Origin of the sequence: Bacillus sp. RCC_6_1 (genome assembly GCF_041360755.1) — a bacterium.
GTDB classification, from domain to species: domain Bacteria; phylum Bacillota; class Bacilli; order Bacillales; family Bacillaceae_G; genus Bacillus_A; species Bacillus_A cereus.
The window spans coordinates 687,137-713,707 of the sequence record NZ_JBFUPV010000002.1; the positions used below are offsets into that span (position 1 = coordinate 687,137).

Sequence of the window (26,571 nt, forward strand, 5' to 3'; positions counted from 1 at the left end):
AATGACAGGACGTTTACAAAATAAAGTAATCGTCATTACAGGTGCTTCTAGTGGGATTGGTGAGCAAGTTGCAATGCAAGTTGCAGCACAGGGAGCGACTCCCGTATTAATGGCTCGAACAGAAGAGAAACTACAAGCGTTAGTAGACAAAATTAAAGAAACTTATAATACGCCTTGCTATTATTATGTATTAGATGTAAGTGAAGAGATGGAAGTACAGTCTGTTTTTTCAAAGGTATTACAAGAAGTGGGACGTATTGATATATTAGTAAACAATGCGGGATTTGGTATTTTTAAAACGTTTGAAGATGCGTCAATGGATGAAGTGAAAGATATGTTCCAAGTAAATGTATTTGGATTAGTAGCATGTACGAAAGCGGTACTACCTTATATGGTAAACAAGAACGAAGGACATATTATTAATATTGCTTCCCTTGCCGGAAAAATTGCAACTCCGAAATCAAGTGCGTATGCAGCAACGAAACATGCTGTATTAGGATTTACGAATAGTTTACGCATGGAATTAGCGAATACAGATATTTATGTTACAGCAATTAATCCAGGTCCGATAGATACAAACTTTTTTGAAATAGCGGATCAATCTGGTACCTATGTAAAGAATATGGGACGTTACATGTTAAAACCAACATACGTAGCAGAACAAATCGTAAAGTCGATGCACACGAAAAAACGTGAAGTAAACTTACCGAAGTGGATGGGAATTGGCCCGAAACTTTATGCTTTATTTCCAGGTTTATTTGAACGTGTAGCAGGTAAATCATTAAGTAAAAAATAGGAGATTTCCACATGGAAATCTCCTATTTTTTATTGTTTTCCAGTCACATAATCATAAACAATATCCTCAATCTCCTCGTATAAATCAATTTCAATATTTGAATGAGTCACCGTTTGAATATGTTTCACTAGCATTTCCTGATCTTCTTTTGATATTGGACTGCATTGATATTGCTGAAAACTTTTTATAATCATTTTCTCAATTAATTTTTCGTTCATATTTTTTCCCGCCTGTATGTACGTATGTATTGTTTTATTGTACTTGAAGTGAAATAAAAAAACTGCCATGCACTATTTTTGTATAAAAATCCGGTTGTGTATATTGTTTTTCTAGTAAAATTAAGTTTTTTAAGTTTGTTAAATTTATAAATATTTAATTGACTCTATAAATATACAATATTATAATCATACTTAATTTAAAGAATCGATTTGAGGAGGAACTTATGAAAGTCGCAATTATTGGAGCCACTGGATATGGGGGCATTGAGTTAATTCGTTTATTAGAACAACATCCATATTTTTCTATAGCATCTCTTCATTCTTTTTCACAAGTTGGTGAATGTATAACAAATGTATATCCGCATCTTCGAAATGTCCTCGTTCATACGTTACAAGAAATTGATGTGGAGACAATAGGGAAAGAAGCAGAAATCGTATTTCTAGCAACACCAGCAGGAGTATCGGCGGAGTTAACTCCCAAGTTATTAGCAGAAGGTTTAAAAGTAATTGACCTATCTGGAGACTTTCGTATGATAGATCCTTCGTCATATGAACTGTGGTATAAAAGGCCAGCAGCGAAAGAAGAAATTCTTAGAAAAGCAGTGTATGGGTTAAGTGAATGGAAAAGGACTGAGATTCAAAAGGCAAATTTAATTGCAAACCCAGGATGTTTTGCTACAGCCACATTGCTAGCGATAGCACCGTTAGTACGTAGTAGCAGGATTGAAGAAGATTCGATTATTATTGACGCGAAATCAGGGGTATCAGGAGCAGGTAAAACACCAACAACAATGACTCATTTTCCTGAGCTATACGATAACTTACACATCTATAAAGTAAACCAGCATCAGCACGTTCCAGAGATTGAGCAAATGCTTACAGAATGGAATAGTGAATTACAGCCAATTACATTTAGCACACATTTAATACCGATATCACGAGGAATCATGATTACACTTTATGCAAAAGTAAAACAAAAGATGGAAATAAAGCAACTTCAAAAATTGTATGAAGAAACGTATGAACAATCGCCTTTCATCCGAATTTGTACGCAAGGGAAATTTCCAAGTCCAAAAGAAGTGAGAGGCTCAAATTATTGTGATATTGGCATAGCTTACGATGAAAGAACAGAAAGAGTTACGGTCGTTTCTGTTATAGACAATATGATGAAAGGCGCGGCTGGGCAAGCGATTCAAAATGCAAACATAATAGCGGGACTAGAAGAGACAACAGGTTTACAACATATGCCGCTTTATCTATAAGGGGGACATGATGATTAAAGTAGCGTCTATTACAAAATTAGAAAATGGTTCAATTGTAACGCCGAAAGGCTTTTCGGCAATTGGTACTGCAAATGGTCTGAAAAAGGAGAAAAAGGATTTAGGGGCAATCGTTTGTGACGTACCAGCATCATGTGCCGCTGTGTATACAACGAATCAAATACAAGCAGCCCCTTTGCAAGTAACGAAGGATAGTATAACGGCAGAAGGGAAGTTACAAGCAATTATCGTTAATAGTGGAAATGCAAATGCTTGTACTGGAATGAAAGGATTACAAGACGCATACGAGATGCGCACATTAGGGGCGGAACATTTTGGATTGAAAGAAAATTACGTTGCAGTAGCTTCAACAGGTGTAATTGGTGTTCCGCTGCCGATGGATATAATCCGAAAGGGAGTTGCAACTCTTATACCGACGAAGGAAGAAAGTGAAGCATATTCTTTTTCTGAAGCAATTTTAACGACGGATCTCATAACGAAAGAAACTTGCTATGAAATGATTATTGATGGGAAGAAAGTGACGATTGCGGGTGTTGCAAAAGGTTCAGGGATGATTCATCCGAATATGGCAACGATGCTTAGTTTTATTACGACAGATGCTCATATAGAGCATGACGTATTGCAAACGGCATTATCCCAAATTACGAATCATACATTTAATCAAATTACGGTAGATGGAGATACTTCTACGAATGATATGGTCATCGTTATGGCAAGTGGATTATCAGAAACAAGGCCGATAAATATGGAACATACAGATTGGGAAACTTTCGTATGTGCTTTACAGAAGGTATGTGAAGATTTAGCAAAAAAAATTGCGCAAGATGGTGAAGGCGCTACGAAGTTAATAGAAGTAAATGTGCTAGGAGCTCAAACGAATGAAGAGGCAAAAAAAATTGCAAAGCAAATAGTCGGTTCGAGTCTTGTGAAAACAGCAATACATGGTGAAGACCCAAACTGGGGACGAATTATTAGCGGTATTGGACAAAGTGAAGTAGCTATTAATCCGAATACAATTGACATTACTCTTCAATCTATATTGGTATTAAAAAATAGTGAGCCTCAAACATTTTCTGAAGAAGAAATGAAAGAGAGATTACAAGAAGATGAAATAGTCATTAATGTGTACTTACACTTAGGAGAAGAGACAGGATCAGCTTGGGGCTGTGACTTAAGCTATGAATATGTGAAAATAAACGCTTGTTATCGTACATAAGGAGAGAGAAGATGAGCGAATATATTGTAGTGAAATGCGGCGGTAGTATGTTGAATCAATTAAAAGCTGTGTTTTTTGAATGTATAAAGAAATTGCAACAGAAGTATAAAGTAGTGATTGTTCATGGTGGTGGGCCAGAAATTGATGCCAAATTAAAAGATTGTAACATCAACGTAGAAAAAAGAGATGGATTACGCGTAACACCAAAAGAAGTTATGGATGTTGTTCAAATGGTGCTATGCGGAAGTACGAATAAAAAACTCGTAATGAATTTACAAAAGCATAATTTACTTGCGGTAGGTTGTTCAGGATGTGACGGCAATTTACTTCAAGTTCAACCTGTCAGTGAAGAGATAGGATATGTGGGGGAAGTAAGTTATGTAGAATCAGCCTTATTAAAAGGATTAATAAATATGGAGTATATTCCTGTTATTGCTCCAATCGGGGTAAATGGTAATGAAGTTTATAACATAAATGCGGACAATGCTGCAGCTGGGATTGCGGCTGCGTTAGGGGCAAAAGAGCTTATTTTTATTACGGATGTAGATGGAATATTACATGAAGGGAATTTGGTAAAGGAAACGGATGAATCTGAAATTGCTACTTTTATAGAAACAGGTGTTATTACAGGTGGGATGATTCCGAAAGTACAGGCGGCACTAGCATCATTAAAAATGGGAGTGCAAAAGATAAGTATTGTGAATGGTACAAAAGATTTTACTGAGGTTACGGGAGAGTGTATTGGAACGACGGTAACGAAAGGTGTGAGTATTGCATGACGAGTCATCTTTTTCAAACGTATGGCAGAAGAACTATTGAGTTTGTAAAGGGAACTGGAACGAAAGTTATTGATAATAACGGTAAGGAATATTTAGATTTCACATCAGGAATTGGCGTATGTAATTTAGGACATTGTCACCCTACTGTTCTCAAAGGTGTACAAGAGCAACTTGATGATATATGGCATATATCTAACCTGTTTACAAACAGCTTGCAAGAAGAAGTTGCGTCATTATTAACAGAAAATAGAGAATTAGATTATGTGTTTTTCTGTAATAGTGGGGCAGAGGCAAATGAAGCGGCTTTAAAGTTAGCGCGTAAGCATACTGGAAAATCTCTCGTCGTAACATGCCAGCAGTCTTTTCACGGTAGAACATTTGGAACGATGAGTGCAACGGGCCAAGATAAGGTAAAAGAAGGATTTGGTCCATTACTTCCATCTTTTTTACATATCCCTTTTAACGATATTAAAGCATTAGAGGAAGTAATGAATGAAGAAGTTGCGGCGGTAATGGTAGAAGTTGTTCAAGGAGAGGGAGGAGTAATACCTGCTGATCTATCTTTTTTGAAAGAGATTGAAACATTATGTAATAAGTTCGGTTCCTTATTTATTATAGACGAAGTACAAACGGGGATAGGAAGAACTGGAACACTATTCGCTTATGAACAAGTGGGAATAGAGCCTGATATCGTTACCGTTGCAAAGGCGCTTGGGAATGGGATTCCTGTCGGAGCGATGATTGGCCGGAAAGAGCTCGGAGCGTCGTTTACTGCAGGATCACACGGTTCAACTTTTGGCGGGAATTACATCGCGATGGCTGCAGCGAAAGAAGTATTGCAAGTAAGTGAAAAACCATCGTTTTTAAAAGAAGTACAAGAAAAAGGCGAGTACGTATTAGAGAAGTTGCAAGAGGAATTACAGCATGTCGAATGTATTCAAAATATACGTGGTAAGGGGCTTATGATTGGGATTGAGTGTAAGCATGAAGTTGCAAGTTTTATAGAACAACTAGAAAACGAAGGACTTCTCGTATTACAAGCAGGTCCTAATGTGATAAGACTATTACCGCCACTCATTGTCACGAATGAAGAGTTAGAACAGGCAGTATATATAATAAAAAAAGTAGTTTGTACAAAAAACGTATCAATCATATAAGGGGGAAGTTTCATGTCAACTGTACAAGTACCGAAATTAAATACGAAAGATCTTTTAACACTAGAAGAATTAACGAAAGAAGAAATTATTTCTTTAATTGAGTTCGCTATATATTTAAAAAAGAATAAGCAAGAGCCTTTATTACAAGGCAAAATATTAGGGCTTATTTTTGATAAGCATTCAACTCGTACTCGTGTATCTTTTGAAGCAGGAATGGTACAACTCGGGGGACATGGTATGTTTTTAAGTGGGAAAGAGATGCAAATGGGAAGAGGAGAAAGCGTTTCAGATACTGCGAAAGTATTATCGCAGTATATTGACGGGATCATGATACGTACATTCTCACACGCGGATGTAGAAGAGCTTGCAAAAGAATCGAGTATTCCTGTTATTAACGGTTTAACGGATGATCATCATCCTTGTCAAGCATTGGCAGACCTTATGACGATATACGAAGAAACAAATACATTTAAAGGAATAAAATTGGCTTACGTAGGTGACGGAAATAATGTATGTCATTCATTGTTGCTAGCGAGTGCAAAAGTCGGAATGCATATGACTGTGGCAACGCCTGTAGGGTATGAACCGAATGAAGAGATTGTAAAAAAAGCGTTAGCAATTGCCAAGGAAACAGGAGCTGAAATTGAAGTTTTGCATGATCCTGAATTAGCGGTGAATGAAGCAGATTTCATTTATACTGACGTTTGGATGAGCATGGGGCAAGAGGGAGAAGAAGAGAAGTATACTTTATTTCAACCTTACCAAATCAATAACGAACTTGTTAAGCATGCGAAGCAAACATATCGTTTCTTACACTGTTTACCTGCCCATCGTGAAGAAGAAGTAACAGGAGAAATTATAGATGGACCGCAGTCTATCGTCTTTGAGCAAGCTGGTAATCGATTGCATGCTCAAAAAGCGTTATTAGTGAGTTTATTTAAAAATGTAGAAGAGCCTTCCTAAAAGGGAGGTTTTTTTATATTAAAATGTCGGATGTATATTTGGTTAACCATTTCGATATCATTTATAATAAAAGAGAAAACTAAATTTGTTTTTCAGAGTGTGTAAGGACATACTACATATAAAAATATAGTTAAAGAGATGATGAGGGTGAAAACAACTAAGAAAACATATTCGTTTTTCCAGCGGATGTGGAGAATATTAAAGTTTCAATATTATAAGTTGCTTCGATCGCCAGAAGGCGCAAAGAAAGTATCGTTAGGGTTTGCTATAGGATTCGGCTTAGAAATGTTAGTCATTTATACGGCATCGCTCGTATATGTAATATTTTATCCAATCGTCAGGTTAGCAAAGGGATCTTTTCCTGCGGCAGTTATTGGCAATATTATTGGGAAAATATCGTTTCTCCCAGTATTTTTATTTCCGCTTGCGTATGCGCTAGGAAAAATGATTTATCCATTTCATGTACAGAAAATTCATCATGAACCATTTACGATATCGGACTTGTTTTCAAGTCACATTTTTACGATATTAAAGAGCTTATTACAAAGTGAAGTGTATGTATTAATTGGAATGACGATTTTAGGAGTTGTGTTTGGTCTCATTTCATATTTCGTTGTGCATTATTTATACGAAAAGAACCGTAAGTTACGTTTGAAGAAAAGGAAGAAACGAGTGAGAGAACCACTTGTACAATTATAAACAATGTCACATTCATTTTCTCCTTTGAATATGTTTAAGAAAAAGGAGGAGAGGATAATGTATTATTATTACGTACCTCAAGTATATCCATATGTAAATTATTATCCGGTTTATGATACGAGTAGACAATACGAATTATATCGGCAACAACAATTACAGCAATTATCACAAATACCACAATTACCAACACAACAGCCTACACAGGAAAAAAAACCATATTTAACAACATGGCCATATTCCAATGTATACTATGGTAATTATTACGAATCATAAAGCTGCTTCTATTTAGAAGCAGCTTTATACGTTTGTTTTCAAAATTAAATTTTGAATGGTTTGAAGAGAATGAATGAGCTTTTCGCGCTCTTCCTCAGATAATGTTTGGAAATTTTCTTTTAGTTTGTCTAAAATGAATTGCTGATACTGATTTACTAATAATTTCCCTTCAGCTGTTAGGGAAATTAAAATGACCCGTCGATCTTTTTCGCTATAATGACGCTCTATTAGTTCTTCTTGAATAAGTTTGTTTAATAGAGGTGTCATGTTAGGCCGTGAAATCGCTAGCCGCTTGCCGATTTCGGAAACTGCTAATGTGCCGTTTTCATGCAAAAGCAGTAATACTTGTGTATGTGATGGCGGCATATGTCTTTGAGAAGAAAATTCTCCAGGAAGCATAAATTTGCGATAAAAAAGAGGCACTAGCGAAAGAAGATGATCAACAATACGTTCCCACTCGCGTGATTCCATATAAAGGCCCCCTTCCACTATCATTGTAACAAAAAAGACATGTTATAAAAATAGAATTGTTTTATGGTCGCTTTAATATTTGTAGGATAACACTTGCTTTGTAAATGTATTGGCAATAATTGCATAGCCGTTATCATTTGGGTGTACTTGGTCAAATAATAACTCTTTTTTATCATTCGATATTAATTTGCGAATTGGTAAAACGATAGATGGTTGATTTGCTTTGGAAATGGAATAAACAGATTCATTCCAGCCATCTAAAAACATATCTGCATAACTTGCGATGGAGTCATCGAGTTGTAACGGGTTATAGAGTTCTGAGAGAATGAGTAAAGCGTCCGGATTTTGATCTCGAACTGTCTTTACAATACTTTTTATATCCGCTTCAAAATGGGCTTTTTCTTTATTTAACATTTTTATACCATCTATAACACCAACATCACGATTTAAACGAAATAAATTATTTCCTCCAATATTAATTGTAATTATATTTGCTGCTCTAATTTTTTCCTTTACATCTTCTGATTGAACTTTTTTAGCGAGACGATCTGTTGTAAGACCGTTTACCCCAAGGTTTTCTACTGTAATTGGTTTATGAATTTGTGCTTCTATTTGCTTAGAAGCTAATTCAGCAAATCCACCTTGTGTCGATCCATATCCTTTAGCGAGTGAATCACCTAATACAAGATGATAAAAAGATTCGTTTGTTTGCTTATCAATCCAATTTGGGGCAGATGTTTTTTCTGTTTTTTCTTCAGATTCATTTTGTTTTGTCTCGTCGTTCTTTTCAAAATAAGAATAAGAAATGATCAGAAGGAGGAGACAAACAATTGTTAAGATGACTTTTTTCATAAATTCATCCTCCTTGTAATTGGTAATTGTATCATATTCAGCAGTATTAGCAATGTAAGGGCATATTATATGTTTATGAAAAGTTTATAATAACTTTACAGAAAATTTGTTGAAGTTTGTCAAAAAATATTGACGATAGGAAAGAACTTTATATATGATAATGTCAGATAAGGTGAAACTTTAATGAGTGGGAGCTTTATTTCCTATTAATTAATAGTCTTCATCAATCGGGCGTTTAAGGGGACTACTCGTTAGCGCAGGGTGAAATGAAAATTGTGTCTCTAATAGAAGAAAAAAGGTATGTGGTTAGAGACAGATAGGGATTCATTTCATTATTTCTGGTAATTGTATAAGGGGGATTTTTTGTGAAAAAGTCAAAAAAAATGCTAGCTGGAGCAACTCTTGCTATTGGTGTTATAGCGCCGCAAGTATTGCCAGCAACAGCTCATGCGGATGAGCAAACTAGGGAGAGTACAGTTAACTTACGAATTCTAGAAACATCAGATATTCACGTTAACTTAATGAATTACGATTATTATCAAACGAAAACAGATAATAAAGTAGGTCTCGTACAAACTGCAACACTCGTTAATAAAGCACGTGAAGAAGTGAAAAACTCTGTCCTATTTGATGATGGGGATGCATTACAAGGGACACCGCTTGGAGATTATGTAGCAAATAAAATAAAAGATCAGAAGAATCGTGTGGATCCTAGTTATACACACCCATTATATCGTGTAATGAATTTAATGAAGTATGACGTCATCTCTCTTGGGAATCATGAATTTAACTACGGTTTAGATTATTTAAAGAAAGTGACTAGTAAAACAAAAATTCCGGTTATTAACTCGAATGTCTACAGAGATGACCATGATGGTAATGATGAGAATGACGAGCATTACTTTGATAGACCATATCATATTTTAGAGAAAGAAGTAGTGGATGAAGCAGGCCAAAAACAAATAGTGAAAATTGGTGTAATGGGATTTGTTCCACCACAAATTATGAATTGGGATAAAGCGAATTTAGAAGGACAAGTTAAAGCGAAAGATATAGTTGAAACAGCGAAGAAAATGGTACCAAAAATGAAAGCAGAAGGTGCAGATGTTATCGTTGCACTAGCTCATTCCGGTGTTGATAAAAGTGGATACAACGTTGGTATGGAAAACGCGTCGTATTATTTAACAGAGGTTCCTGGCGTAAATGCAGTATTAATGGGACATTCACATACTGAAGTGAAGGATGTATTTAATGGTGTTCCAGTTGTAATGCCGGGTGTTTTTGGTAGTAACTTAGGTATTATTGATATGCAATTGAAAAAGGTAAACGGAAAATGGGAAGTGCAAAAAGATCAGTCTAAGCCGCAACTTCGTCCGATTGCTGATAGTAAAGGTAATCCATTAGTAGAATCTGATCAAAAATTAGTTAATGAAATTAAAGATGAACATGAAAAGACAATCGAATATGTAAATACACATGTAGGTGAAACGAAAGCACCAATTAATAGTTATTTTTCATTAGTACAAGATGATCCTTCCGTACAAATTGTGACAAATGCGCAAAAATGGTATGTAGAACAAGAACTTAAAAAACCAGAATACGAAAAGATTAAAGATATTCCAGTTTTATCTGCAGGAGCACCATTTAAAGCAGGTGGCCGAAACGGTGCGACATATTATACGGATATTCCAGCTGGAACGTTAGCGATTAAAAACGTTGCAGATTTATACGTGTATCCAAATACGTTATATGCTGTAAAAGTAAATGGGGCACAAGTGAAAGAATGGCTTGAAATGTCTGCAGGTCAGTTTAATCAAATTGATCCAAAGAAAACAGAAGAACAGCCGTTAGTAAATATAGGCTATCCTACATATAACTTCGATATTTTAGATGGCTTAAAATACGAAATTGATGTAACACAACCGGCGAAATACGATAAAGATGGAAAAGTTGTAAATGCAAATGCTAATCGTATTGTAAATATGACATATGAAGGTAAGCTAGTAGCTGACAAGCAAGAGTTCATCGTCGCTACAAATAACTATCGTGGAAGTAGCCAAACGTTCCCAGGTGTAAGTAAAGGGGAAGTTGTATACCAATCACAAGATGAAACACGTCAAATCATTGTGAAGTATATGCAAAAAATAAAAGATATTGATCCAGCAGCTGATCAAAATTGGACATTTAAACCGATTGTTGCAGATAAATTAAATACAACATTTGATTCTTCACCAAATGCACAAAAGTATATAAAGAAAGATGGAAAGATTTCATATGTTGGACCATCTGAAAATGAATTTGCGAAATATGCAATTGATATAACGAAGAAAAATGATGATAAAGAAACTGGTGAAGGAAATCCAACGACACCGCCAACAGGTGGTGGAGAAAATCCAACAACACCGCCAACAGGTAATGGAGAAAACCCAACACCACCAACAGAAGAAGGTAATAATGGTAATGAACCAAAACAAGATGGAAACAATACTGGATCTGGACAAACTACAACAGATGATCAAAATACAAAAGAAACAACAACAACTGTAAGTGAAAATAAAGAAGCTGAAAAAGATGAACGTGATTTACCGAAAACAGGTGCAAGTATTGCTTCTACAATTGGAGCTGGTCTTGCGTTTGTTGGAGCGGGATTACTTATGTTATTTAGAAAAAAGAAAGCGAATAGATAGTAGAGAAATATAAAAAGGATTACCAATTTGGTAATCCTTTTTGTTATATTATGAAACTGGTACTGCTTTTTCTTTTTTCCATGAAAGACCGAATCCAGTAAAGCCGACGATAATGGTTACGACTGGACACGCTAAACAGAAGATTGCGTATGGCAGGTAATCGAATGTTGGAACGCTAAGAACGTTTGTTAAGAATACGCCACTTACACCCCATGGTACGAGTGGATTAATTACTGTACCAGCATCTTCTAATACTCGTGATAAATTACGACGTTCTAAACCGACTTCATCGTATTTATTAGCAAATGCTTGTCCTGTTAAAACGATGGATAAGTACTGCTCACCGAGTAAGAAGTTTACACCAATTGCAGTTGAAGCAGTAGAAATAATTAAGCGTGTACTAGTTTTTACGAAGCTAGAGATAATATTCATCAGCTGCGCTATAATACCCATTCCTTGTAATAATCCTCCCATACAAAGAGCTAGAAAAATAAGAGCAATTGACATCATCATACTTTGCAGGCCACCGCGAGATAATAAGCTATCAATATCTTTGATACCAGTTTTAGAAACGTAACCGTCTTGCATAATTTTAATTAAATCAGCTAAAGAAGTGCTAGGTTTAAAAATAAAGAGAATAATAATCCCTACCACAATTCCTGCAAGTAATGTTGGAACTGCGGGTACCTTTTTAAATGCGAATAGGAACAGTAATAAAATAGGAATCAGTGTAACGATAGAAATCGTTGTATTTTTTTCTAATGTGTTAATAAATGCTGAGAAATCAACGTTTCCATCAGATCCGCTTCCTAAAATGAAAAATGCGATAAAAGCAATAATGAAAGCTGGCACTGTTGTCCAAAGCATGTTACGAATATGTTCAAATAAATCTACACCCGTTACAGCAGGCGCTAAGTTTGTTGTATCAGATAAAGGAGACATTTTATCTCCGAAGAATGCACCAGAAATAATTGCACCAGCAATAAGAGCTGGATCGTATCCAAGGGCAGTACCCATTCCCATAAAGGCAAGTCCTACAGTTGCAGCAGTTGTAAAAGCACTACCGATACTCGTTCCAACAATTGCACAAACAACAAAAACAGTTGGAACGAAAATTTTTGGAGATACAAGTTGGAAGCCGTATACCATTAAAGTCGGAATAGTTCCAGCTGCGATCCAAACGCTAATTAATACGCCTACAAGTAAGAAGATAAATATAGATGGAATACCAGCTGAAATACTACTAATCATCCCTTTCTCCATAGTAGACCAAGAGATTCTCTTCAAGAATCCAAATGCTAATAAAAGAACGATACCAAATAAAATTGGGATGTGTGGTGAAACTTCTAATTGAATAACACTAAAACCAATACAGAAAAAGATAAAAATTGTTAAAAGAACAGACTCAATTTTTGAAACCATTGTTTTCCCCTCCTAAGTAATATGAAATAGCTCTTTTTTATATAAAATTCGCCAATATTGTATATTTCCTTCTAAAATTTAGAATTTTTTGACAAATTACCGGTAATTGTTTGTTCTTCTATATGATACGGAAAAGATTGGATAAAAAAACGTCCCTGCATATAATTATGCAGGGACGAAGAAATCGCGGTACCACCCTAGCTTGTGAAATGAATGTATCACAAAATAAAGGGTCATATGATATGCGCTTATAAAATAAAAAACGCCCCTGCAATATATGCAGGGACGAAAAATTCGCGGTACCACCCTAAATTGTGAAACAGTGTCGTTTCACCACTCTTTAGACATAACGGTCTATAACCGTCTTTCACTACTCCTCACGTTTCGTAAAAGAAGCTCCAGGGGGTAATTCATAATTCGCTCTGTACTGGTTCGCACCGACCACCAGCTCTCTGAAATCAGAAATCGAAATACTACTAAATCCTATCAACGCCGATTCATATGATGTTAGTTAAATTTTTATCATATTTTCATCTTACATGTCAATAAAAATATTAAATGTTTTTTTAGGGAAATAAAGGATAATTGTTTTTAACGCTGTAAAAATGTACGTTATAATGAATTTGAAAGGGGGAGGAAAGAGTGAAGAAAAAAATAATTCTTTTTACCACTTTATTAGTTATTGGAGGAAGTGCTGGAATTTACACAGCTTTTGCGGCTGAATCAGAGCAGTTGAAACAAAAGCAAATACAACAGTCAGAAGTGAAGAAAGTAAAAGAAATAGAAGAGAAGAAATCAATGGAAAAAGCAGCAGAAAAACTAGGAGTTTCTACTGAGGGGAAAACAAAAGAAGAGGTTACGAAAGAAGTAAATACCGCTAGATTTGAGAAGCGTCATGATTTATTAATTGAGCACGCTAAGCAACTTGGAATTGATACAGAGGGGAAAAAAGATGAAGAAATTATTTTAGAAATTGGAAAGATACAGCATGGAAAGTAGAACAACTTATCGTATGATAAGTTGTTCTTTTTTAAGAACTATTTGATTTTAAAATAATTGACAGTCATTCGGATTTAATGTTAACTATATTTATAAACAAGTTAACATTAGGGGTGACAATTGTGACAATAAATAGTAAAACGATTGAAAAATCATCTTATACATATGAAGAATTAGCAGAGAAAAATAAAGCTTACGTATGGCACCCATTTACACAAATGAAAGATTATTTAGAAGAAGATCCTGTCATTATTGAACGTGGAGAGGGAAGAAAACTATACGATGTAAATGGTAATGAATATTGGGATGGTGTTTCATCTATATGGTTAAATGTTCACGGACATCAAGTACCGGAATTAGATGAAGCAATTCGTGAGCAATTAAATAAAATTGCTCATTCTACTATGTTAGGACTTGCTAACGTTCCATCTATTTTATTAGCAGAAAAAATTATTGAGGTTGTACCAGATGGATTGAAGAAGGTATTCTATTCTGATTCAGGTTCTACCGCTGTTGAAATTGCAATTAAGATGGCTTTCCAATATTGGCAGCATAAAGGGAAAACAAAGAAACAAAGATTCGTTACATTAAAAGAAGCATATCACGGTGATACAATTGGAGCTGTTTCGGTAGGAGCAATAGACTTGTTTCACCAAGTGTATAGTTCGCTCTTATTTGATGCGATTAAAATGCCGTATCCATATACATATCGTTCTCCTTACGGAAATAATAAGGAGGAAATTGTAAAAAGCCATTTAGAAGAAATGGAAGAATTGTTGAAAGAAAAGCATGAAGAAGTAGCTGCCATCATTGTAGAGCCATTAATGCAAGGTGCTGGCGGAATGATTACAATGCCAAAAGGATATTTAAAAGGACTGCGCGATTTATGTACAAAGTACAATGTATTATTTATTACAGATGAGGTAGCGACTGGATTTGGGCGTACAGGGAAAATGTTTGCGTGTGAACATGAAAATGTGACGCCAGACATTTTAACTGCTGGGAAAGGTTTAACAGGTGGATATTTACCAATTGCAGTTACGGTAACGACAGATGAAATATATAATGCCTTCTTAGGAGAATATGAAGAACAAAAAACATTTTTCCATGGACATAGCTACACAGGTAATCCGTTAGGGTGTGCCGTAGCAATCGCGAATTTAGAGCTATATGAAAAAACAAATTTAATAGAAGAAGTGGCACATAAAACGGATTATGTGGCAGCGCAATTAGAAAAGCTCTTTGCGTATAAACATGTAGGTGATATTCGTCAGTGCGGATTAATGGTTGGTATTGAGCTTGTGAAGAATAAGGAAACGAAAGAAGCGTTTGACTGGACAGAAAGAGTCGGTGTTCAAGTATGTAAACGCGCAAGAGAGCTGGGTATGATCTTACGACCGCTCGGTAATACGATTGTATTTATGCCACCTCTTGCTTCTACAATTGAGGAGATTGATGATATGTTACGTATTTTGTATAAAGCAATCTCGGATGTTACGGAGGGAGAATAATGAGCGGTTTTTTTATAACAGCAACAGATACTGAAGTGGGGAAAACTGTCGTTGCCGGTGCATTAGCCGGTGTATTTAGAGAATTGGGATATAACATCGGAGTATATAAACCGTTGCAAAGTGGGCATGTTGCATCAAACCCTGAGGGAGATGCGGCAAGGTTAAAAGCATTATCAGGTGTGCCGACACAAGAAAATGAAATTTGCCCTTATTCTATTGAAGAACCACTTGCTCCGAGACTTGCCATGAAAAGAGCTGGAAGAGTAGTAAAGTTAAAAGAAATTACTGATTACTATAATGAACTATTAAAAGAGTTTAATAGCTTATTTGTAGAAGGGGCAGGTGGGCTTGCTGTCCCATATACAGAAGATGCTTTAGTAATTGATTTTGCAAAAGAATTACAGTTGCCTCTTATTGTAGTAGCTCGTCCTACATTAGGAACAGTAAATCATACAGTGTTAACGATTGCTTATGCAAAGGCGCATGGCTTAACCGTAGCGGGTGTCATTTTATCAGGTTGCAAAGAATGTGAAATGGAAAGAGTGCAAGAAAATAAAGAGATGATTGAAGAGCTGAGCGGGGTACCAGTTTTAGGATTATTACCATTCTTTGAAGGTGAGTTTACGAAAGAAGAAGTATTAGAATCTGCAAAAGAACATATTATGATTTCAAAATTAGAGGAGTTTATCCAAAATGAATCAAACGTGGCGGGCGCACCTTCAATGTAAATTACAACAATTACATGAGCAAGGGCAGTATCGTGATTTGCATGTAACAGAGAAGGCAGAAGAGACTTGGCTTATTCGAGATAAAAAAAGGATGTTAAATTTAGCGTCAAATAATTATTTAGGGTTAGCTGGAGATGAAAGGTTAAAAGAAGCTGCTATTGCCTGTACAAAAAGATATGGAACTGGAGCGACTGCCTCTCGTCTCGTTGTAGGAAATCATCCATTATATGAAGAGGTTGAGAGAAGCATATGTGACTGGAAAGGTACTGAAAGGGCTTTAATTGTAAATAGTGGGTATACGGCAAATATAGGTGCCATATCTTCTTTGGCCTCTCGGCACGATATTGTTTTTAGTGACAAGTTAAATCACGCAAGTATTGTTGATGGAATCATATTAAGCGGGGCAGAGCATAAAAGGTATCGTCATAATGATTTGGATCATTTAGAGAAGCTGTTGAAAATGGCTTCGCCTGAAAGCAGAAAATTAATCGTAACAGATACCGTTTTTAGTATGGATGGTGATACTGCGTATTTGAGAGATTTAGTACAGCTGAAAGAGAAATACGGGGCAATCATTATAGTCGATGAAGCACATGCGAGTGGAATATATGGAATCGGCGGAGCTGGGTTATCTCATATAGAAAAAAATCTTGCTCAAAAAATTGATATACATATGGGGACGTTTAGCAAGGCTTTAGGGTGTTATGGTGCGTATTTGACAGGTGATGAAATTTATATAGAGTATTTACAAAATATGATGAGAAGCTTTATTTTTACTACAGCTTTACCACCAAGTACGTTAGGAGCAGTGCAAAAAGCAATTGAAATTGTAAAAGAAGATAACGAAAGAAGAGAGAACCTTATAGCAAACGGAGAATACTTCAGAACTAAATTAAGGGATGCTGGTTTTGATATTGGGAATAGTTCAACTCATATTGTACCGATTGTAGTCGATTCAAATGAACATGCTTTACGATTTAGTAAAAGGTTGCAAGAGGCAGGGATTGCGGCCATTGCAATTCGTCCGCCAACTGTGCCGGTTCATAGTTCTCGAATTCGCTTTGCAGTTACATCGCAACATACAATAGCTGATCTAAAATGGGCTATTGATCGAATTATTCACATTGCGAAAGAAGAGGAGATTTTCGTATGAACGAGCTAAAGATTATTTTTATCCCCGGATGGGGAATGGAAGAGAATATTTGGGATTTAGTACTTCCGTATTTTAAAGGATATCCTGTTCAATGCGTAGATTGGCGTAATGTGAAAGAACGAAGTGAATTTGCGAAACGAATTATAGATGTAGCGCATAACGACAACGTAATTTTAGTTGGATGGTCACTAGGAGCGTTAGCAGCAGTTGAAGCTTATAAAAAGATTCAGGCAAAAGGCATCGTATTAATTGGTGGGACTGCTAAATTTACAAATACGAGCGACTATAGTAATGGATGGAATGCTTTGCATGTAGAACGGCTGAAAAGGAATTTGGCGAGAAGGAAAGAAGATACGCTCAAGCGGTTTTATGAAAATATGTTTACGAAAGATGAGCTAAAAGAGAATAAAAACTTTGAAGACATTGTAGACCGTTTTAAAGGTGATTCTATTCAGTCTTTACAACTAGGTTTGGATTATTTAATAGAAACAGATATGAGAGAAGAACTAAAAGAAATTAAAGTACCTATACTACTTATTCACGGAGAACAGGATGTAATATGCCCATTGTCTGCGGCACGTAGTATGACGGAGAATAGCAGCAGCGAGCTGAAAGTAGTAAGTGAAGCAGGGCATGCATTATGTGTAACGAATTTTGAATATTGTGCAAATGAGATAATTCAATTTGTAGAGGGGATACGACATGATCAACAAAACGTTACTACAAAAACGGTTTAATGGGGCAGCCGTATCTTACGATCGATATGCAAATGTACAAAAAAAGATGGCACATTCATTACTTTCAATCTTAAAGGAACGATATAGTGAAACGGCATCAATACGTATTTTAGAACTGGGATGCGGGACGGGGTATGTAACAGAACAATTATCAAAGTTATTTCCGAAAGCACATATTACAGCAGTTGATTTTGCTGAAAGTATGATTGCGATTGCGCAAACTAGACAAAATGTAAAAAATGTAACGTTTCACTGTGAAGATATTGAGCAATTACGATTAGAAGAATCATATGATGTCATTATTTCAAATGCTACATTTCAATGGTTAAATAATTTACAACAAGTGTTAAGAAATTTATTTCAACATTTGTCTATAGATGGGATATTACTCTTTTCAACGTTTGGACATGAAACATTTCAAGAATTGCATGCTTCGTTCCAACGTGCGAAAGAAGAAAGAAATATAAAAAATGAAACATCGATTGGTCAACGTTTTTATTCAAAAGATCAGTTGCTTCATATATGTAAGATAGAAACAGGGGATGTGCATGTTTCTGAAACATATTACATAGAGAGTTTTACAGAAGTTAAGGAGTTTCTGCATTCTATTCGAAAAGTAGGAGCAACTAATAGCAATGAAGGATCATATTGTCAAAGTCCCTCACTCTTTCGTGCGATGCTACGCATATACGAAAGAGACTTCACGGGAAATGAAGGGATAATGGCAACGTATCATGCTTTATTTATACATATAACAAAAGAGGGGAAGAGATGAAATGAAACAAGTACAAACAAAAAGGGATTGGAAAAAACTTGCATACGACGTAGTGGAAGAGAAAATGATTACGAAAGAAGATGCAATAGCGATATTAGAAGCTGATGATTCAGAAGTTTTAGAAATTATGAATGCAGCTTACATTATTCGCCATCATCACTTTGGTAAGAAAGTAAAATTGAATATGATTATTAATACGAAATCTGGATTATGTCCTGAAGATTGTGGATATTGCTCACAGTCTATTATTTCAGAAGCACCGATTGATAAATATGCATGGTTAACGCAGGAGAAGATTGTAGAAGGGGCACATGAAGCAATACGCCGTAAAGCAGGTACATATTGTATTGTAGCGTCTGGTCGTCGTCCGACGGATAAAGAGGTAAATCACGTAATTGGAGCAGTTAAGGAAATTCGTGAAACGACAGACTTGAAGATTTGTTGTTGTTTAGGTTTCTTAAATGAAGATCAAGCAGGACGTTTAGCGGAAGCAGGCGTGCACCGTTATAACCACAACTTAAATACACATGCAAATAATTACGATAGTATTTGTTCAACTCATACGTATGATGATCGTGTTGATACAGTTCAAAAAGCAAAACAAGCTGGTATTTCACCATGCTCTGGAGCGATTTTTGGCATGGGAGAAACAATTGAAGAGCGTGCTGAAATTGCATTTGAATTACAACGTATAGATGCAGATTCTATCCCTTGTAATTTCCTTGTTGCTGTAAAGGGGACACCTCTTGAAGGGCAAAAAGAGTTAACGCCAGTAGAATGTTTAAAAGTACTTGCAATGATGCGTTTTGTAAACCCAACAAAAGAAATTCGTATTTCAGGAGGACGTGAAATCAATTTACGTTCTGTACAGCCAATCGGTTTATTTGCAGCAAATTCTATTTTTGTCGGGGACTACTTAACGACAGCTGGACAAGAGCCGACTGCGGACTGGGGTATGATTGCAGATTTAGGATTTGAGATTGAAGAATGTGCATTATAAGATAGATGAAAAAGCAAACTTGTAAAAGAGTTTGCTTTTTTGTAAATAAAATGTAATAAATAGTTGTGAACGCTTGATATTATTGGTTTTTGAGCGAAAAAAAGAATTTTTGTGGACGAATTTTCCAAGCCCTAGTTGTACATAGTAAATATGTAATTTATATTGGGTTGGAGGATTTTACATGTACAAATACATATTAGCGATTATGACTTGTTTAATTTTAATAAAAGCAATAAGTTCTGATCCAGTTAAGGCTGCTGAAAATCCTGAACAAAAAGAGATGCAACAAAGAATCGAACAACACTTTCGAACGAAAGCTGAACATTTTGGATTGAAAACGGAAGGAAAAGATTTAAAGGAAGTTAGAAAAGAAATTACTATTATAGAAGAAGCGAAAAAAAGAGAGAATGTATGGAGAACAGCACAAGCTCTTCATATAAAAACAGAAGGAAAAACGATGAATGAATTAATAAAAGATGTACAAAAAAAGGTAAAAAAATAAAAAGAGGCCGCAGCCTCTTTTTTTTATGCCCATTGTTTTGATAAGTGAGCCATTTCAATTGCAGCAACAGCTGATTCATATCCTTTATTACCAGCTTTCGTACCTGCGCGTTCAATCGCTTGTTCAATTGTTTCTGTCGTTAATACGCCGAAAATAACTGGGATGTCCATTTGTAGTGATAAAGACGCAACACCTTTTGCTACTTCATTACAAACGTAATCGTAGTGCGTTGTAGCACCTCGGATTACAGTACCTAATGTAATAACAGCATCATACTTTCCGCTACTAGCCATCTTTTTAGCGATTAAAGGAATTTCAAATGCACCAGGAACCCAAGCAACATCAATATCATTTTCTTCTACACCGTGACGCTTTAATCCGTCTAAAGCGCCGCCAAGTAACTTACTTGTAATAAATTCGTTAAAACGTCCAACAACAACTCCAACTTTTAATCCTGTACCAACTAAATGACCTTCGAATACCATAATAAATCTCTCCTTTAATTATAAGTTTAGTAAGTGTCCTAATTTGTTTACTTTCGTTTGTAAATACGATTTATTCTCTTCTTTTGCCGGCATTTGTAACGGTACACGCTCGACTACTTCTAAATCGTAACCTTGTAAGCCAGCAATTTTTCTTGGGTTATTCGTTAATAATCGTAAGCTTTGTAAACCTAAATCTTTTAATATTTGAGCACCGATACCGTAATCACGAAGATCAGCAGGGAAGCCGAGTTTTTCATTTGCTTCTACAGTATCGAATCCTTCTTCTTGTAATTTATAAGCGCGAAGCTTATTAAGAAGCCCAATGCCTCTTCCTTCTTGTCTCATATAAAGAAGAACACCTTTTCCTTCACGCTCAATTTGAGCAAGTGCTGCATGGAGTTGTGGTCCGCAATCGCAGCGATGTGAACCGAATACATCTCCTGTTAAGCATTCAGAATGAACACGTACAAGTACCGGTTCACCTGTTGAAATATCACCTTTTACAAGTGCGATATGTTCTTTCGTATCTAATGAGTTAGAATAGCCAATTGCGTGGAAAGTACCGAAATCTGTAGGTAATGTAATTTCCACTTCTCTCGTCACAAGTGTTTCATGATGGCGGCGATAAGCAATTAAATCTTCTATTGTAATCATTTTTATATCAAATTGTTTTGCACATTCTATTAAATCAGGTACACGTGCCATCGTGCCGTCCTCATTTATAATCTCGCAAATAACTCCAGCTGGTTCGGCACCGCATAGCTTTGCTAAATCAACAGCAGCTTCTGTATGACCTGCACGACGCAGGACACCGCCTTCTTTCGCAATTAATGGAAAGATATGTCCAGGCCGATTAAAATCAGTGCTTTTTGATGCAGGGTTTAACAATTCTTGTATCGTAGTTGCACGTTCGTGAGCACTAATCCCTGTTGTTGTAGAAACATGGTCAATGCTCACTGTAAACGCAGTATGATGTGAATCTGTATTATGAGATACCATTGGTTCTAATTGTAGACGTTCTGCGTACCCTGCTGTAATCGGTACACAAACGAGACCACGGCCATGTGTAATCATAAAATTAATTGTTTCTGGTGTAATGTACTCTGCTAAAGCAATAAAATCGCCTTCATTTTCTCGGTTTTCATCATCACATACGATAACGACTTTACCTTGTTTTAAATCTTCTAGAGCTTCTTCAATACGATGAAACATTGTGCTTCCCCCTTATAGAAATCCGTTTTCTTGTAAAAAGCTTTCAGTCATTGAACCTACTCGTTTTGTAGGTTTAGTAATAAAGCGTTCGATATATTTACCAATCATGTCACACTCAATGTTTACGATATCTCCGGCATTTTTTTCTCCAATGACAGACTCGCTTACTGTGTGCGGGATGAGTGAAATCGTTATGGAAGATTCGTCTATAGCAAATATCGTTAAACTCGTTCCATCAACAGCAATGGACCCTTTCTGCAAACAATAGCGCAGCAGTTCATCAGAAATTGCTATTTTGTAATAGACGGCATTGTAATGTTGTTTTTTATTTAAAATCGTTCCGATGCCATCAATATGTCCTGAAACGAAATGTCCACCGAATCGTCCGTTTGCAGCCATTGCTCGTTCTAAATTTACTTTAGAGTGCGGTTTAAGCATGCGAAGTGATGTCGACTGCATCGTTTCGGGCATTGCATCAACTGTAAATGAAGTAGTTGTAAAGTTTGTTACAGTTAAGCAAATACCGTTAACCGCGATACTATCACCTAAGTGAACATCTGATAAAATTTTCTTTGCATGAATCGTTAATTTCATCGCTTCTCCACTTTGTTGCATGTTTGCTATCGTTCCTAATTCTTCTACAATTCCTGTAAACATTTCGTCACCTCGTTTTGGGCATTCGCAACGATTTTTATATCATCACCAATTTGTTTCATCTCTTGAATTTTCAAGGAAAGCGCATCTTGTAATTTTGAAAAACCATTTCCTCCAAATAAAGTAGGAGCATCTTTCCCACCAATTAATTTCGGGCTTATATAGGTTACAATTTCATTAAAATTGTTTGTTTTTAAGAAACTTGCATGAATCGATTGGCCACCTTCAACGAATAGAGAAAGAATTTGTTTCTCTCCAAGAAAGGAAAGAAGGTCCTCGATTTCTATATGCTTCGTTTCCATTTGGAATATAGCTATATTTTTAGATTCATAAGAAGATATCTTCTCTTTCTTTACATCCTTACCGACAATAATCCATGTCGGTGCTAAACCATCTGTTATAACATGAGAAGATGGTGGCGTTCGTAAATGGGTATCTAAAACAACGCGAATAGGATGTTTCCCACCATTTGGAATTCTTGTTGTTAAATGAGGATTATCAGCTATAACTGTATTCACTCCAACAAGAATTGCATCATGTGTATGGCGATATTGGTGAACATCAGCACGTGCTTCTTCACCTGTAATCCACTTACTTTCACCAGTTACAGTTGCTGTTTTTCCATCTAAGCTCATCGCTGTTTTGATTGTTACAAAAGGGCGTTTCGTTTTCATGTAGTGAAAAAAGTAGCGATTTAATAAAACTGCTTCTGCTTCAAGAACACCAGTAGTTACTTCAATTCTAGCTTCCTCTAATCTTCTTTTTCCGTTACCAGAAACGAGCGGATTACAATCGAGAGTAGCAATTACAACACGCTTAACTCCTCTTTCGATGAGCAATTCACAGCAAGGTGGTGTTTTTCCAAAGTGGCTACACGGTTCCAGTGTTACATAAACGGTAGCGTCTTTGGCGTTCTGACCAGCCATTTGAAGGGCATGAACTTCTGCGTGTTCTTCACCAGCTCGTAAATGAGCGCCCATACCAACGATGTTTCCATCTTTTACAACAACAGCACCAACCATAGGATTTGGACTTGTTTGTCCTGATGTTCCTTCTGCTAACTGCAGGGCAATCCTCATATATTCTTGATCTGTCATTTTCTTCACCTCTCCAAAAAAAATCAAAAAACCCCAAGGATTTAATATCCTTGGGGTTTGGGAGACGTGATTTCTAGAAATATAGTTTGAATACGAAAGCATAGGAAAGAAACCTAACGATAATTGATATTTCTGCATAAGGAAAAAACCTAGCAAAATATCGAATTTTTAAACGCTAGTTGTCTCTTTTTATTTCAGTATAAAAAATAAGTATAGAAAATTAAACATATATAAAGAATCAAAATGAATCTTTAAAAATATGCATACTGAAATAAAAGTGTATTCACTATATAAAAAACTAGAAACATATCCTTCTCCCATCCAGACTATACTGTCGGCCCTAGAGTTTCACTAGATCCACCGTTTTCGAGTTGAAAACGGGTCACGGACTTAGAAGTTTTCACTTCATCACCGCCGGTTGGGAATTTCACCCGACCCCGAAGGATGCTGTTTGCTCAAATTATAGCACAAAAAAAATAAAAGGCTAGTAAAAAATATTCGAATGTGAAGAATTGTGTGAAAATATATGCAGGCTGGAATGGAAATAAAAGTATTAGAAATGTTGTAAAGAGAAGGGATATAACGGAGTTGCTAAAAAGAAAAAACATGCACAAAAAAATGTGCATGTCACATGTAAAATTATTCTGCCTCTGGTGCTCTAACAACAGACTCGAATTTACCTTTATGCGAAGCGTCGCAATAAGGCATATTTTTTGATAAACCACAACGGCATAAAGAAAATGCCGGTTTTGCTGGGAATGCATTCCCTTGTGAGTCGACTAATTCCACGTCCCCTGTAACGCGAAAAGAGCCATTATCATTTACTTTAATTTGTACTTTTGCCAACGTTATCCCTCCTTCCCAAACGCTTAATTTCATCATATAATCAAGGGAAGTGCTTGGCAATATAAAGTGAAACTTTAATTAGTGGGGGAGGCATCCCCCACTAATTATTAGTTGAACCAATCGGGCTTTTAGGGGCAGTTAATCTCCCACCTAACTTCTTTGTTTCAGCCGAATTTTGAGGTGGGAGTTTTACTGCCCGCAAATAGCGGAGAAAAAAGAGCACTTTGTTTGAGAAAGAAGAGAGTGTTATAATAGTTTTCATAACTGACTAGAGTAAGGTGACGAGAGATGGATAAACAATTACATACATTACGAAACATTGCAAATGAGCGCACGTGGGCATCATTTTTGAATGATAATCATCCATATAGTTTGTTACATTGGTCCATTGCAGGTGTAGGGCAAGAGGCAAAGGATGTTTGGTTACTTCAAGATGAAGTAACATTTCAAACGACAGAATTCCCAACGTTAGATGATGCAATGCAATGGATTTCTGAAAATATGGAACAAGTTACAGACGTTTTAGCGCAATAAAAAACAGGCTTATGCAAGCCTGTTTTTTGTTTCTTTCACATATGTGTTTAAAAATTGATCGACGGCTGCTTCGTACTCTTCTTTATTTTCGTTATAAGAGCAAGCGTGTGCACCGTGTTCTGCAATATAAAGCTGCTTATTATTTTCTTTCGCTTCATATAACGCTTTTGTCATATCAGCTAAAATATAGTCGTCATCTTTACTATGAATAAAGAGAACGGGATTGTTAATGTTTTTTATACAGTCGATTGGTGAAACTTCACGAATTGTATAACCGTCACGAACTTTCAAAAATGCGTTTGCTAAAGGTAATAAAGGCCATTTTGGTAAATGGAATTCAACCTTTAAACGGTGCTGTAATTGTCCGTGAAAATCAGAGAAAGGACAATCTGCAATATAGAAATCAGCACCATCTTCTACAAGTCCTGCGTATTGAAGAAGTGTTGCAGCTCCCATAGATTCACCATGAATACCAAGTGTAATATTGGTGCCAAAACGGTTTTTTAGCCAGTCAACTACGGATTTTAAATCATGTTTTTCATAGTATCCATAGCTTGTTGTTTTTCCGCCAGTTTTACCATGACGACGATGATCGTAAATGAGGACGTTATATCCTCTTTTTAAGAATAAGTTTGCATATTTTACAGAGTTTATTTTATTTACAGTTACACCGTGGCAAAAAACCATAAACTTATTGGTGGAATGACCAGCAGGAATGTAATATCCGTGAAGGTCGTATCCAAATTGTGAAGGGATATGAATTTCTTCTTTATGAAGAGCATCAAAATCCTCTATACGAAAATGTTTTTTCGTTTCTCTTTCGAGTACTTCTTCCTCTGTTTTTTTCTTTAAGTACATCACTTTATTTGTAAAGAAAATCCCAAGGGCAGTTATTGCACCTAGTATAGTAAACAATGCTGCAAAAAAACGTTTCATACTTTACCTCATCCTCCAAATACCGTTACATGTGATACACTTATATTGTATCACAATGATATAAAAGGGGAGAAATAGGAAATGGTGCATATACAAAAAATTACGCCAGCGATGAAAGAAACAATCCGAATGTTCATGTGTGAGAACTGGGGAAGTTCATTGATGGTTTCACGTGGTAAGGGGCATCAATTAGAAGAGTTGCCAGGGTTTGTTGCGCTCTCAGATGACAGAATAATCGGAATTATAACGTATGAAGTGACCAGAAATATGTGCGAAATTGTATCGCTAGATAGCTTTGAAGAAAGAAAGGGGATAGGGACGAAACTTGTGGATTGTGTATTACAAGTTGCAGAAGAAGAACGGTGCAGACAGGTTTGGCTTATTACAACAAATGATAATATGAATGCGTTACGATTTTACCAAAAACGTAATTTTGTAATGACTAATTTATATGTGAATGCGGTAGAGGAGGCACGAAAAATAAAGAAAGAAATTCCATGTATTGGATATGATAATATCCCAATTTTACATGAAATTCAGTTGGAGTATCGTTTAGTGAAATGATGTAACAATTTTCAGAAATATGAGT

The 26,571-nt window shown here is 36.1% G+C and carries 29 protein-coding genes, 1 riboswitch and 1 other annotated feature; of the genes, 19 read left to right on the forward strand and 10 right to left on the reverse strand.

The window, feature by feature from the left end:
- Position 1: 1 nt before the first annotated feature.
- Complete coding sequence (locus tag AB6801_RS09730; protein WP_000147791.1) at positions 2-796, forward strand: SDR family NAD(P)-dependent oxidoreductase; 795 nt, start codon at positions 2-4, stop codon at positions 794-796.
- A gap of 29 nt (positions 797-825) precedes the next feature.
- Here the strand turns inward: AB6801_RS09730 and AB6801_RS09735 are convergent, their stop codons facing one another.
- Positions 826-1,014, reverse strand: coding sequence for a YqzH family protein (locus AB6801_RS09735; RefSeq protein WP_001003222.1), 189 nt, complete (start codon positions 1,012-1,014; stop codon positions 826-828).
- Between the two features lie 224 nt (positions 1,015-1,238).
- Between AB6801_RS09735 and argC the strand changes: the two genes are divergently transcribed.
- From argC to AB6801_RS09770, 7 genes are all read left to right on the forward strand, one after another.
- A complete protein-coding gene (argC, locus tag AB6801_RS09740) occupies positions 1,239-2,276 on the forward strand; it encodes an N-acetyl-gamma-glutamyl-phosphate reductase (RefSeq protein ID WP_000861251.1) in 1,038 nt (345 codons plus the stop codon).
- 10 nt (positions 2,277-2,286) lie between these two features.
- Positions 2,287-3,510, forward strand: coding sequence for a bifunctional glutamate N-acetyltransferase/amino-acid acetyltransferase ArgJ (gene argJ, locus AB6801_RS09745; protein ID WP_141524843.1), 1,224 nt, complete (start codon positions 2,287-2,289; stop codon positions 3,508-3,510).
- Between the two features lie 11 nt (positions 3,511-3,521).
- The gene (gene argB, locus AB6801_RS09750) at positions 3,522-4,289 is read left to right on the forward strand and encodes an acetylglutamate kinase (protein ID WP_098208221.1); all 768 of its coding nucleotides are present in this window, start codon (positions 3,522-3,524) and stop codon (positions 4,287-4,289) included.
- A complete protein-coding gene (locus AB6801_RS09755) occupies positions 4,286-5,446 on the forward strand; it encodes an acetylornithine transaminase (RefSeq protein ID WP_000200560.1) in 1,161 nt (386 codons plus the stop codon). Before argB ends, AB6801_RS09755 begins: the two co-directional genes overlap by 4 nt.
- Positions 5,447-5,458: 12 nt before the next feature.
- Positions 5,459-6,409 (forward strand): ornithine carbamoyltransferase, encoded by a 951-nt coding sequence (gene argF / locus AB6801_RS09760; RefSeq protein WP_000108852.1) that lies wholly within the window; start codon positions 5,459-5,461, stop codon positions 6,407-6,409.
- Between the two features lie 138 nt (positions 6,410-6,547).
- The gene (locus tag AB6801_RS09765; RefSeq protein WP_002005691.1) at positions 6,548-7,108 is read left to right on the forward strand and encodes a DUF2062 domain-containing protein; all 561 of its coding nucleotides are present in this window, start codon (positions 6,548-6,550) and stop codon (positions 7,106-7,108) included.
- A gap of 57 nt (positions 7,109-7,165) precedes the next feature.
- Positions 7,166-7,381: a hypothetical protein gene (locus tag AB6801_RS09770; RefSeq protein ID WP_000291957.1), complete on the forward strand. Its 216-nt coding sequence runs from the start codon at positions 7,166-7,168 to the stop codon at positions 7,379-7,381.
- Between the two features lie 24 nt (positions 7,382-7,405).
- On the opposite strand, the gene AB6801_RS09775 is transcribed toward AB6801_RS09770, so the two are convergent.
- A complete protein-coding gene (locus tag AB6801_RS09775) occupies positions 7,406-7,852 on the reverse strand; it encodes a MarR family winged helix-turn-helix transcriptional regulator (RefSeq protein WP_000445819.1) in 447 nt (148 codons plus the stop codon).
- Positions 7,853-7,924: 72 nt separating this feature from the next.
- Positions 7,925-8,704 (reverse strand): GDSL-type esterase/lipase family protein, encoded by a 780-nt coding sequence (locus tag AB6801_RS09780; RefSeq protein WP_000755850.1) that lies wholly within the window; start codon positions 8,702-8,704, stop codon positions 7,925-7,927.
- Positions 8,705-9,069: 365 nt separating this feature from the next.
- Between AB6801_RS09780 and cpdB the strand changes: the two genes are divergently transcribed.
- A complete protein-coding gene (gene cpdB, locus AB6801_RS09785) occupies positions 9,070-11,391 on the forward strand; it encodes a bifunctional 2',3'-cyclic-nucleotide 2'-phosphodiesterase/3'-nucleotidase (protein ID WP_000748617.1) in 2,322 nt (773 codons plus the stop codon).
- Between the two features lie 48 nt (positions 11,392-11,439).
- Here cpdB and nhaC read toward each other — a convergent pair whose 3' ends face one another.
- Positions 11,440-12,813, reverse strand: coding sequence for a Na+/H+ antiporter NhaC (nhaC, locus tag AB6801_RS09790; RefSeq protein ID WP_000253735.1), 1,374 nt, complete (start codon positions 12,811-12,813; stop codon positions 11,440-11,442).
- 278 nt (positions 12,814-13,091) lie between these two features.
- Positions 13,092-13,312, reverse strand: a binding site (T-box leader).
- A 143-nt stretch (positions 13,313-13,455) separates the two neighbouring features.
- Here nhaC and AB6801_RS09795 point away from each other — a divergent pair.
- From AB6801_RS09795 to AB6801_RS09830, 8 genes are all read left to right on the forward strand, one after another.
- Complete coding sequence (locus tag AB6801_RS09795; protein ID WP_000726902.1) at positions 13,456-13,812, forward strand: hypothetical protein; 357 nt, start codon at positions 13,456-13,458, stop codon at positions 13,810-13,812.
- 77 nt (positions 13,813-13,889) lie between these two features.
- On the forward strand, positions 13,890-15,323 hold the full coding sequence (gene bioA, locus AB6801_RS09800; RefSeq protein WP_002103558.1) for an adenosylmethionine--8-amino-7-oxononanoate transaminase: 1,434 nt from the start codon (positions 13,890-13,892) through the stop codon (positions 15,321-15,323).
- Positions 15,323-16,051, forward strand: coding sequence for a dethiobiotin synthase (gene bioD / locus AB6801_RS09805; RefSeq protein ID WP_000012496.1), 729 nt, complete (start codon positions 15,323-15,325; stop codon positions 16,049-16,051). The genes bioA and bioD overlap by 1 nt, the downstream gene beginning before the upstream one ends.
- A complete protein-coding gene (gene bioF / locus AB6801_RS09810) occupies positions 16,017-17,204 on the forward strand; it encodes an 8-amino-7-oxononanoate synthase (protein ID WP_370941066.1) in 1,188 nt (395 codons plus the stop codon). The genes bioD and bioF overlap by 35 nt, the downstream gene beginning before the upstream one ends.
- Positions 17,201-17,941, forward strand: a complete 741-nt coding sequence (locus AB6801_RS09815; RefSeq protein WP_001004166.1) for an alpha/beta fold hydrolase — start codon at positions 17,201-17,203, stop codon at positions 17,939-17,941. The genes bioF and AB6801_RS09815 overlap by 4 nt, the downstream gene beginning before the upstream one ends.
- On the forward strand, positions 17,907-18,716 hold the full coding sequence (gene bioC, locus AB6801_RS09820; RefSeq protein WP_000608908.1) for a malonyl-ACP O-methyltransferase BioC: 810 nt from the start codon (positions 17,907-17,909) through the stop codon (positions 18,714-18,716). Before AB6801_RS09815 ends, bioC begins: the two co-directional genes overlap by 35 nt.
- 1 nt (position 18,717) lies before the next feature.
- Entirely contained in the window at positions 18,718-19,716 is a 999-nt protein-coding gene (gene bioB / locus AB6801_RS09825; RefSeq protein ID WP_000815847.1) for a biotin synthase, read from the forward strand.
- A gap of 181 nt (positions 19,717-19,897) precedes the next feature.
- The gene (locus tag AB6801_RS09830) at positions 19,898-20,218 is read left to right on the forward strand and encodes a hypothetical protein (protein WP_000280032.1); all 321 of its coding nucleotides are present in this window, start codon (positions 19,898-19,900) and stop codon (positions 20,216-20,218) included.
- Between the two features lie 23 nt (positions 20,219-20,241).
- On the opposite strand, the gene ribH is transcribed toward AB6801_RS09830, so the two are convergent.
- From ribH to AB6801_RS09855, 5 genes are all read right to left on the reverse strand, one after another.
- The gene (ribH, locus tag AB6801_RS09835) at positions 20,242-20,703 is read right to left on the reverse strand and encodes a 6,7-dimethyl-8-ribityllumazine synthase (RefSeq protein ID WP_000230895.1); all 462 of its coding nucleotides are present in this window, start codon (positions 20,701-20,703) and stop codon (positions 20,242-20,244) included.
- A gap of 18 nt (positions 20,704-20,721) precedes the next feature.
- Positions 20,722-21,915, reverse strand: coding sequence for a bifunctional 3,4-dihydroxy-2-butanone 4-phosphate synthase/GTP cyclohydrolase II (gene ribBA / locus AB6801_RS09840; protein ID WP_087967348.1), 1,194 nt, complete (start codon positions 21,913-21,915; stop codon positions 20,722-20,724).
- 12 nt (positions 21,916-21,927) lie between these two features.
- Positions 21,928-22,572: a riboflavin synthase subunit alpha gene (gene ribE / locus AB6801_RS09845; protein WP_098204801.1), complete on the reverse strand. Its 645-nt coding sequence runs from the start codon at positions 22,570-22,572 to the stop codon at positions 21,928-21,930.
- Positions 22,554-23,666: a bifunctional diaminohydroxyphosphoribosylaminopyrimidine deaminase/5-amino-6-(5-phosphoribosylamino)uracil reductase RibD gene (gene ribD, locus AB6801_RS09850; protein ID WP_098340817.1), complete on the reverse strand. Its 1,113-nt coding sequence runs from the start codon at positions 23,664-23,666 to the stop codon at positions 22,554-22,556. The genes ribE and ribD overlap by 19 nt, the downstream gene beginning before the upstream one ends.
- Positions 23,667-23,971: 305 nt before the next feature.
- A riboswitch (FMN riboswitch) is annotated at positions 23,972-24,115 on the reverse strand.
- Positions 24,116-24,305: 190 nt separating this feature from the next.
- On the reverse strand, positions 24,306-24,512 hold the full coding sequence (locus AB6801_RS09855; RefSeq protein ID WP_001151579.1) for a CDGSH iron-sulfur domain-containing protein: 207 nt from the start codon (positions 24,510-24,512) through the stop codon (positions 24,306-24,308).
- 288 nt (positions 24,513-24,800) lie between these two features.
- Here AB6801_RS09855 and AB6801_RS09860 point away from each other — a divergent pair, with 288 nt between their 5' ends.
- Complete coding sequence (locus tag AB6801_RS09860) at positions 24,801-25,046, forward strand: DUF2552 family protein (RefSeq protein ID WP_000360793.1); 246 nt, start codon at positions 24,801-24,803, stop codon at positions 25,044-25,046.
- Between the two features lie 9 nt (positions 25,047-25,055).
- On the opposite strand, the gene AB6801_RS09865 is transcribed toward AB6801_RS09860, so the two are convergent.
- Positions 25,056-25,982 carry an alpha/beta hydrolase gene (locus tag AB6801_RS09865; RefSeq protein ID WP_000819234.1) on the reverse strand — a complete coding sequence of 309 codons (927 nt, stop codon included), beginning with the start codon at positions 25,980-25,982 and terminating at the stop codon, positions 25,056-25,058.
- 81 nt (positions 25,983-26,063) lie between these two features.
- On the opposite strand from AB6801_RS09865, the gene AB6801_RS09870 reads away from it, so the two are divergent.
- The gene (locus AB6801_RS09870; RefSeq protein WP_000233410.1) at positions 26,064-26,546 is read left to right on the forward strand and encodes a GNAT family N-acetyltransferase; all 483 of its coding nucleotides are present in this window, start codon (positions 26,064-26,066) and stop codon (positions 26,544-26,546) included.
- Positions 26,547-26,571 lie beyond the last annotated feature (25 nt).

Excerpts from the sequence above, each read along its gene's own strand:
- AB6801_RS09860 (WP_000360793.1), top strand. The coding sequence starts at position 24,801 with ATGGATAAACAATTACATACATTACGAAACATTGCAAATGAGCGCACG.
- argB (WP_098208221.1), top strand. The coding sequence starts at position 3,522 with ATGAGCGAATATATTGTAGTGAAATGCGGCGGTAGTATGTTGAATCAA.
- AB6801_RS09730 (WP_000147791.1), top strand. The coding sequence starts at position 2 with ATGACAGGACGTTTACAAAATAAAGTAATCGTCATTACAGGTGCTTCT.
- AB6801_RS09770 (WP_000291957.1), top strand. The coding sequence starts at position 7,166 with ATGTATTATTATTACGTACCTCAAGTATATCCATATGTAAATTATTAT.
- AB6801_RS09755 (WP_000200560.1), top strand. The coding sequence starts at position 4,286 with ATGACGAGTCATCTTTTTCAAACGTATGGCAGAAGAACTATTGAGTTT.
- argC (WP_000861251.1), top strand. The coding sequence starts at position 1,239 with ATGAAAGTCGCAATTATTGGAGCCACTGGATATGGGGGCATTGAGTTA.
- AB6801_RS09780 (WP_000755850.1), bottom strand. The coding sequence starts at position 8,704 with ATGAAAAAAGTCATCTTAACAATTGTTTGTCTCCTCCTTCTGATCATT.
- nhaC (WP_000253735.1), bottom strand. The coding sequence starts at position 12,813 with ATGGTTTCAAAAATTGAGTCTGTTCTTTTAACAATTTTTATCTTTTTC.
- bioD (WP_000012496.1), top strand. The coding sequence starts at position 15,323 with ATGAGCGGTTTTTTTATAACAGCAACAGATACTGAAGTGGGGAAAACT.
- AB6801_RS09735 (WP_001003222.1), bottom strand. The coding sequence starts at position 1,014 with ATGAACGAAAAATTAATTGAGAAAATGATTATAAAAAGTTTTCAGCAA.
- argJ (WP_141524843.1), top strand. The coding sequence starts at position 2,287 with ATGATTAAAGTAGCGTCTATTACAAAATTAGAAAATGGTTCAATTGTA.
- bioA (WP_002103558.1), top strand. The coding sequence starts at position 13,890 with ATGTTAACTATATTTATAAACAAGTTAACATTAGGGGTGACAATTGTG.
- AB6801_RS09815 (WP_001004166.1), top strand. The coding sequence starts at position 17,201 with ATGAACGAGCTAAAGATTATTTTTATCCCCGGATGGGGAATGGAAGAG.
- ribE (WP_098204801.1), bottom strand. The coding sequence starts at position 22,572 with ATGTTTACAGGAATTGTAGAAGAATTAGGAACGATAGCAAACATGCAA.
- AB6801_RS09775 (WP_000445819.1), bottom strand. The coding sequence starts at position 7,852 with ATGGAATCACGCGAGTGGGAACGTATTGTTGATCATCTTCTTTCGCTA.
- bioC (WP_000608908.1), top strand. The coding sequence starts at position 17,907 with ATGATCAACAAAACGTTACTACAAAAACGGTTTAATGGGGCAGCCGTA.
- ribD (WP_098340817.1), bottom strand. The coding sequence starts at position 23,666 with ATGACAGATCAAGAATATATGAGGATTGCCCTGCAGTTAGCAGAAGGA.
- AB6801_RS09765 (WP_002005691.1), top strand. The coding sequence starts at position 6,548 with ATGATGAGGGTGAAAACAACTAAGAAAACATATTCGTTTTTCCAGCGG.
- ribH (WP_000230895.1), bottom strand. The coding sequence starts at position 20,703 with ATGGTATTCGAAGGTCATTTAGTTGGTACAGGATTAAAAGTTGGAGTT.
- bioB (WP_000815847.1), top strand. The coding sequence starts at position 18,718 with ATGAAACAAGTACAAACAAAAAGGGATTGGAAAAAACTTGCATACGAC.
- argF (WP_000108852.1), top strand. The coding sequence starts at position 5,459 with ATGTCAACTGTACAAGTACCGAAATTAAATACGAAAGATCTTTTAACA.
- ribBA (WP_087967348.1), bottom strand. The coding sequence starts at position 21,915 with ATGTTTCATCGTATTGAAGAAGCTCTAGAAGATTTAAAACAAGGTAAA.
- AB6801_RS09870 (WP_000233410.1), top strand. The coding sequence starts at position 26,064 with ATGGTGCATATACAAAAAATTACGCCAGCGATGAAAGAAACAATCCGA.
- AB6801_RS09865 (WP_000819234.1), bottom strand. The coding sequence starts at position 25,982 with ATGAAACGTTTTTTTGCAGCATTGTTTACTATACTAGGTGCAATAACT.
- bioF (WP_370941066.1), top strand. The coding sequence starts at position 16,017 with ATGAATCAAACGTGGCGGGCGCACCTTCAATGTAAATTACAACAATTA.
- AB6801_RS09830 (WP_000280032.1), top strand. The coding sequence starts at position 19,898 with ATGTACAAATACATATTAGCGATTATGACTTGTTTAATTTTAATAAAA.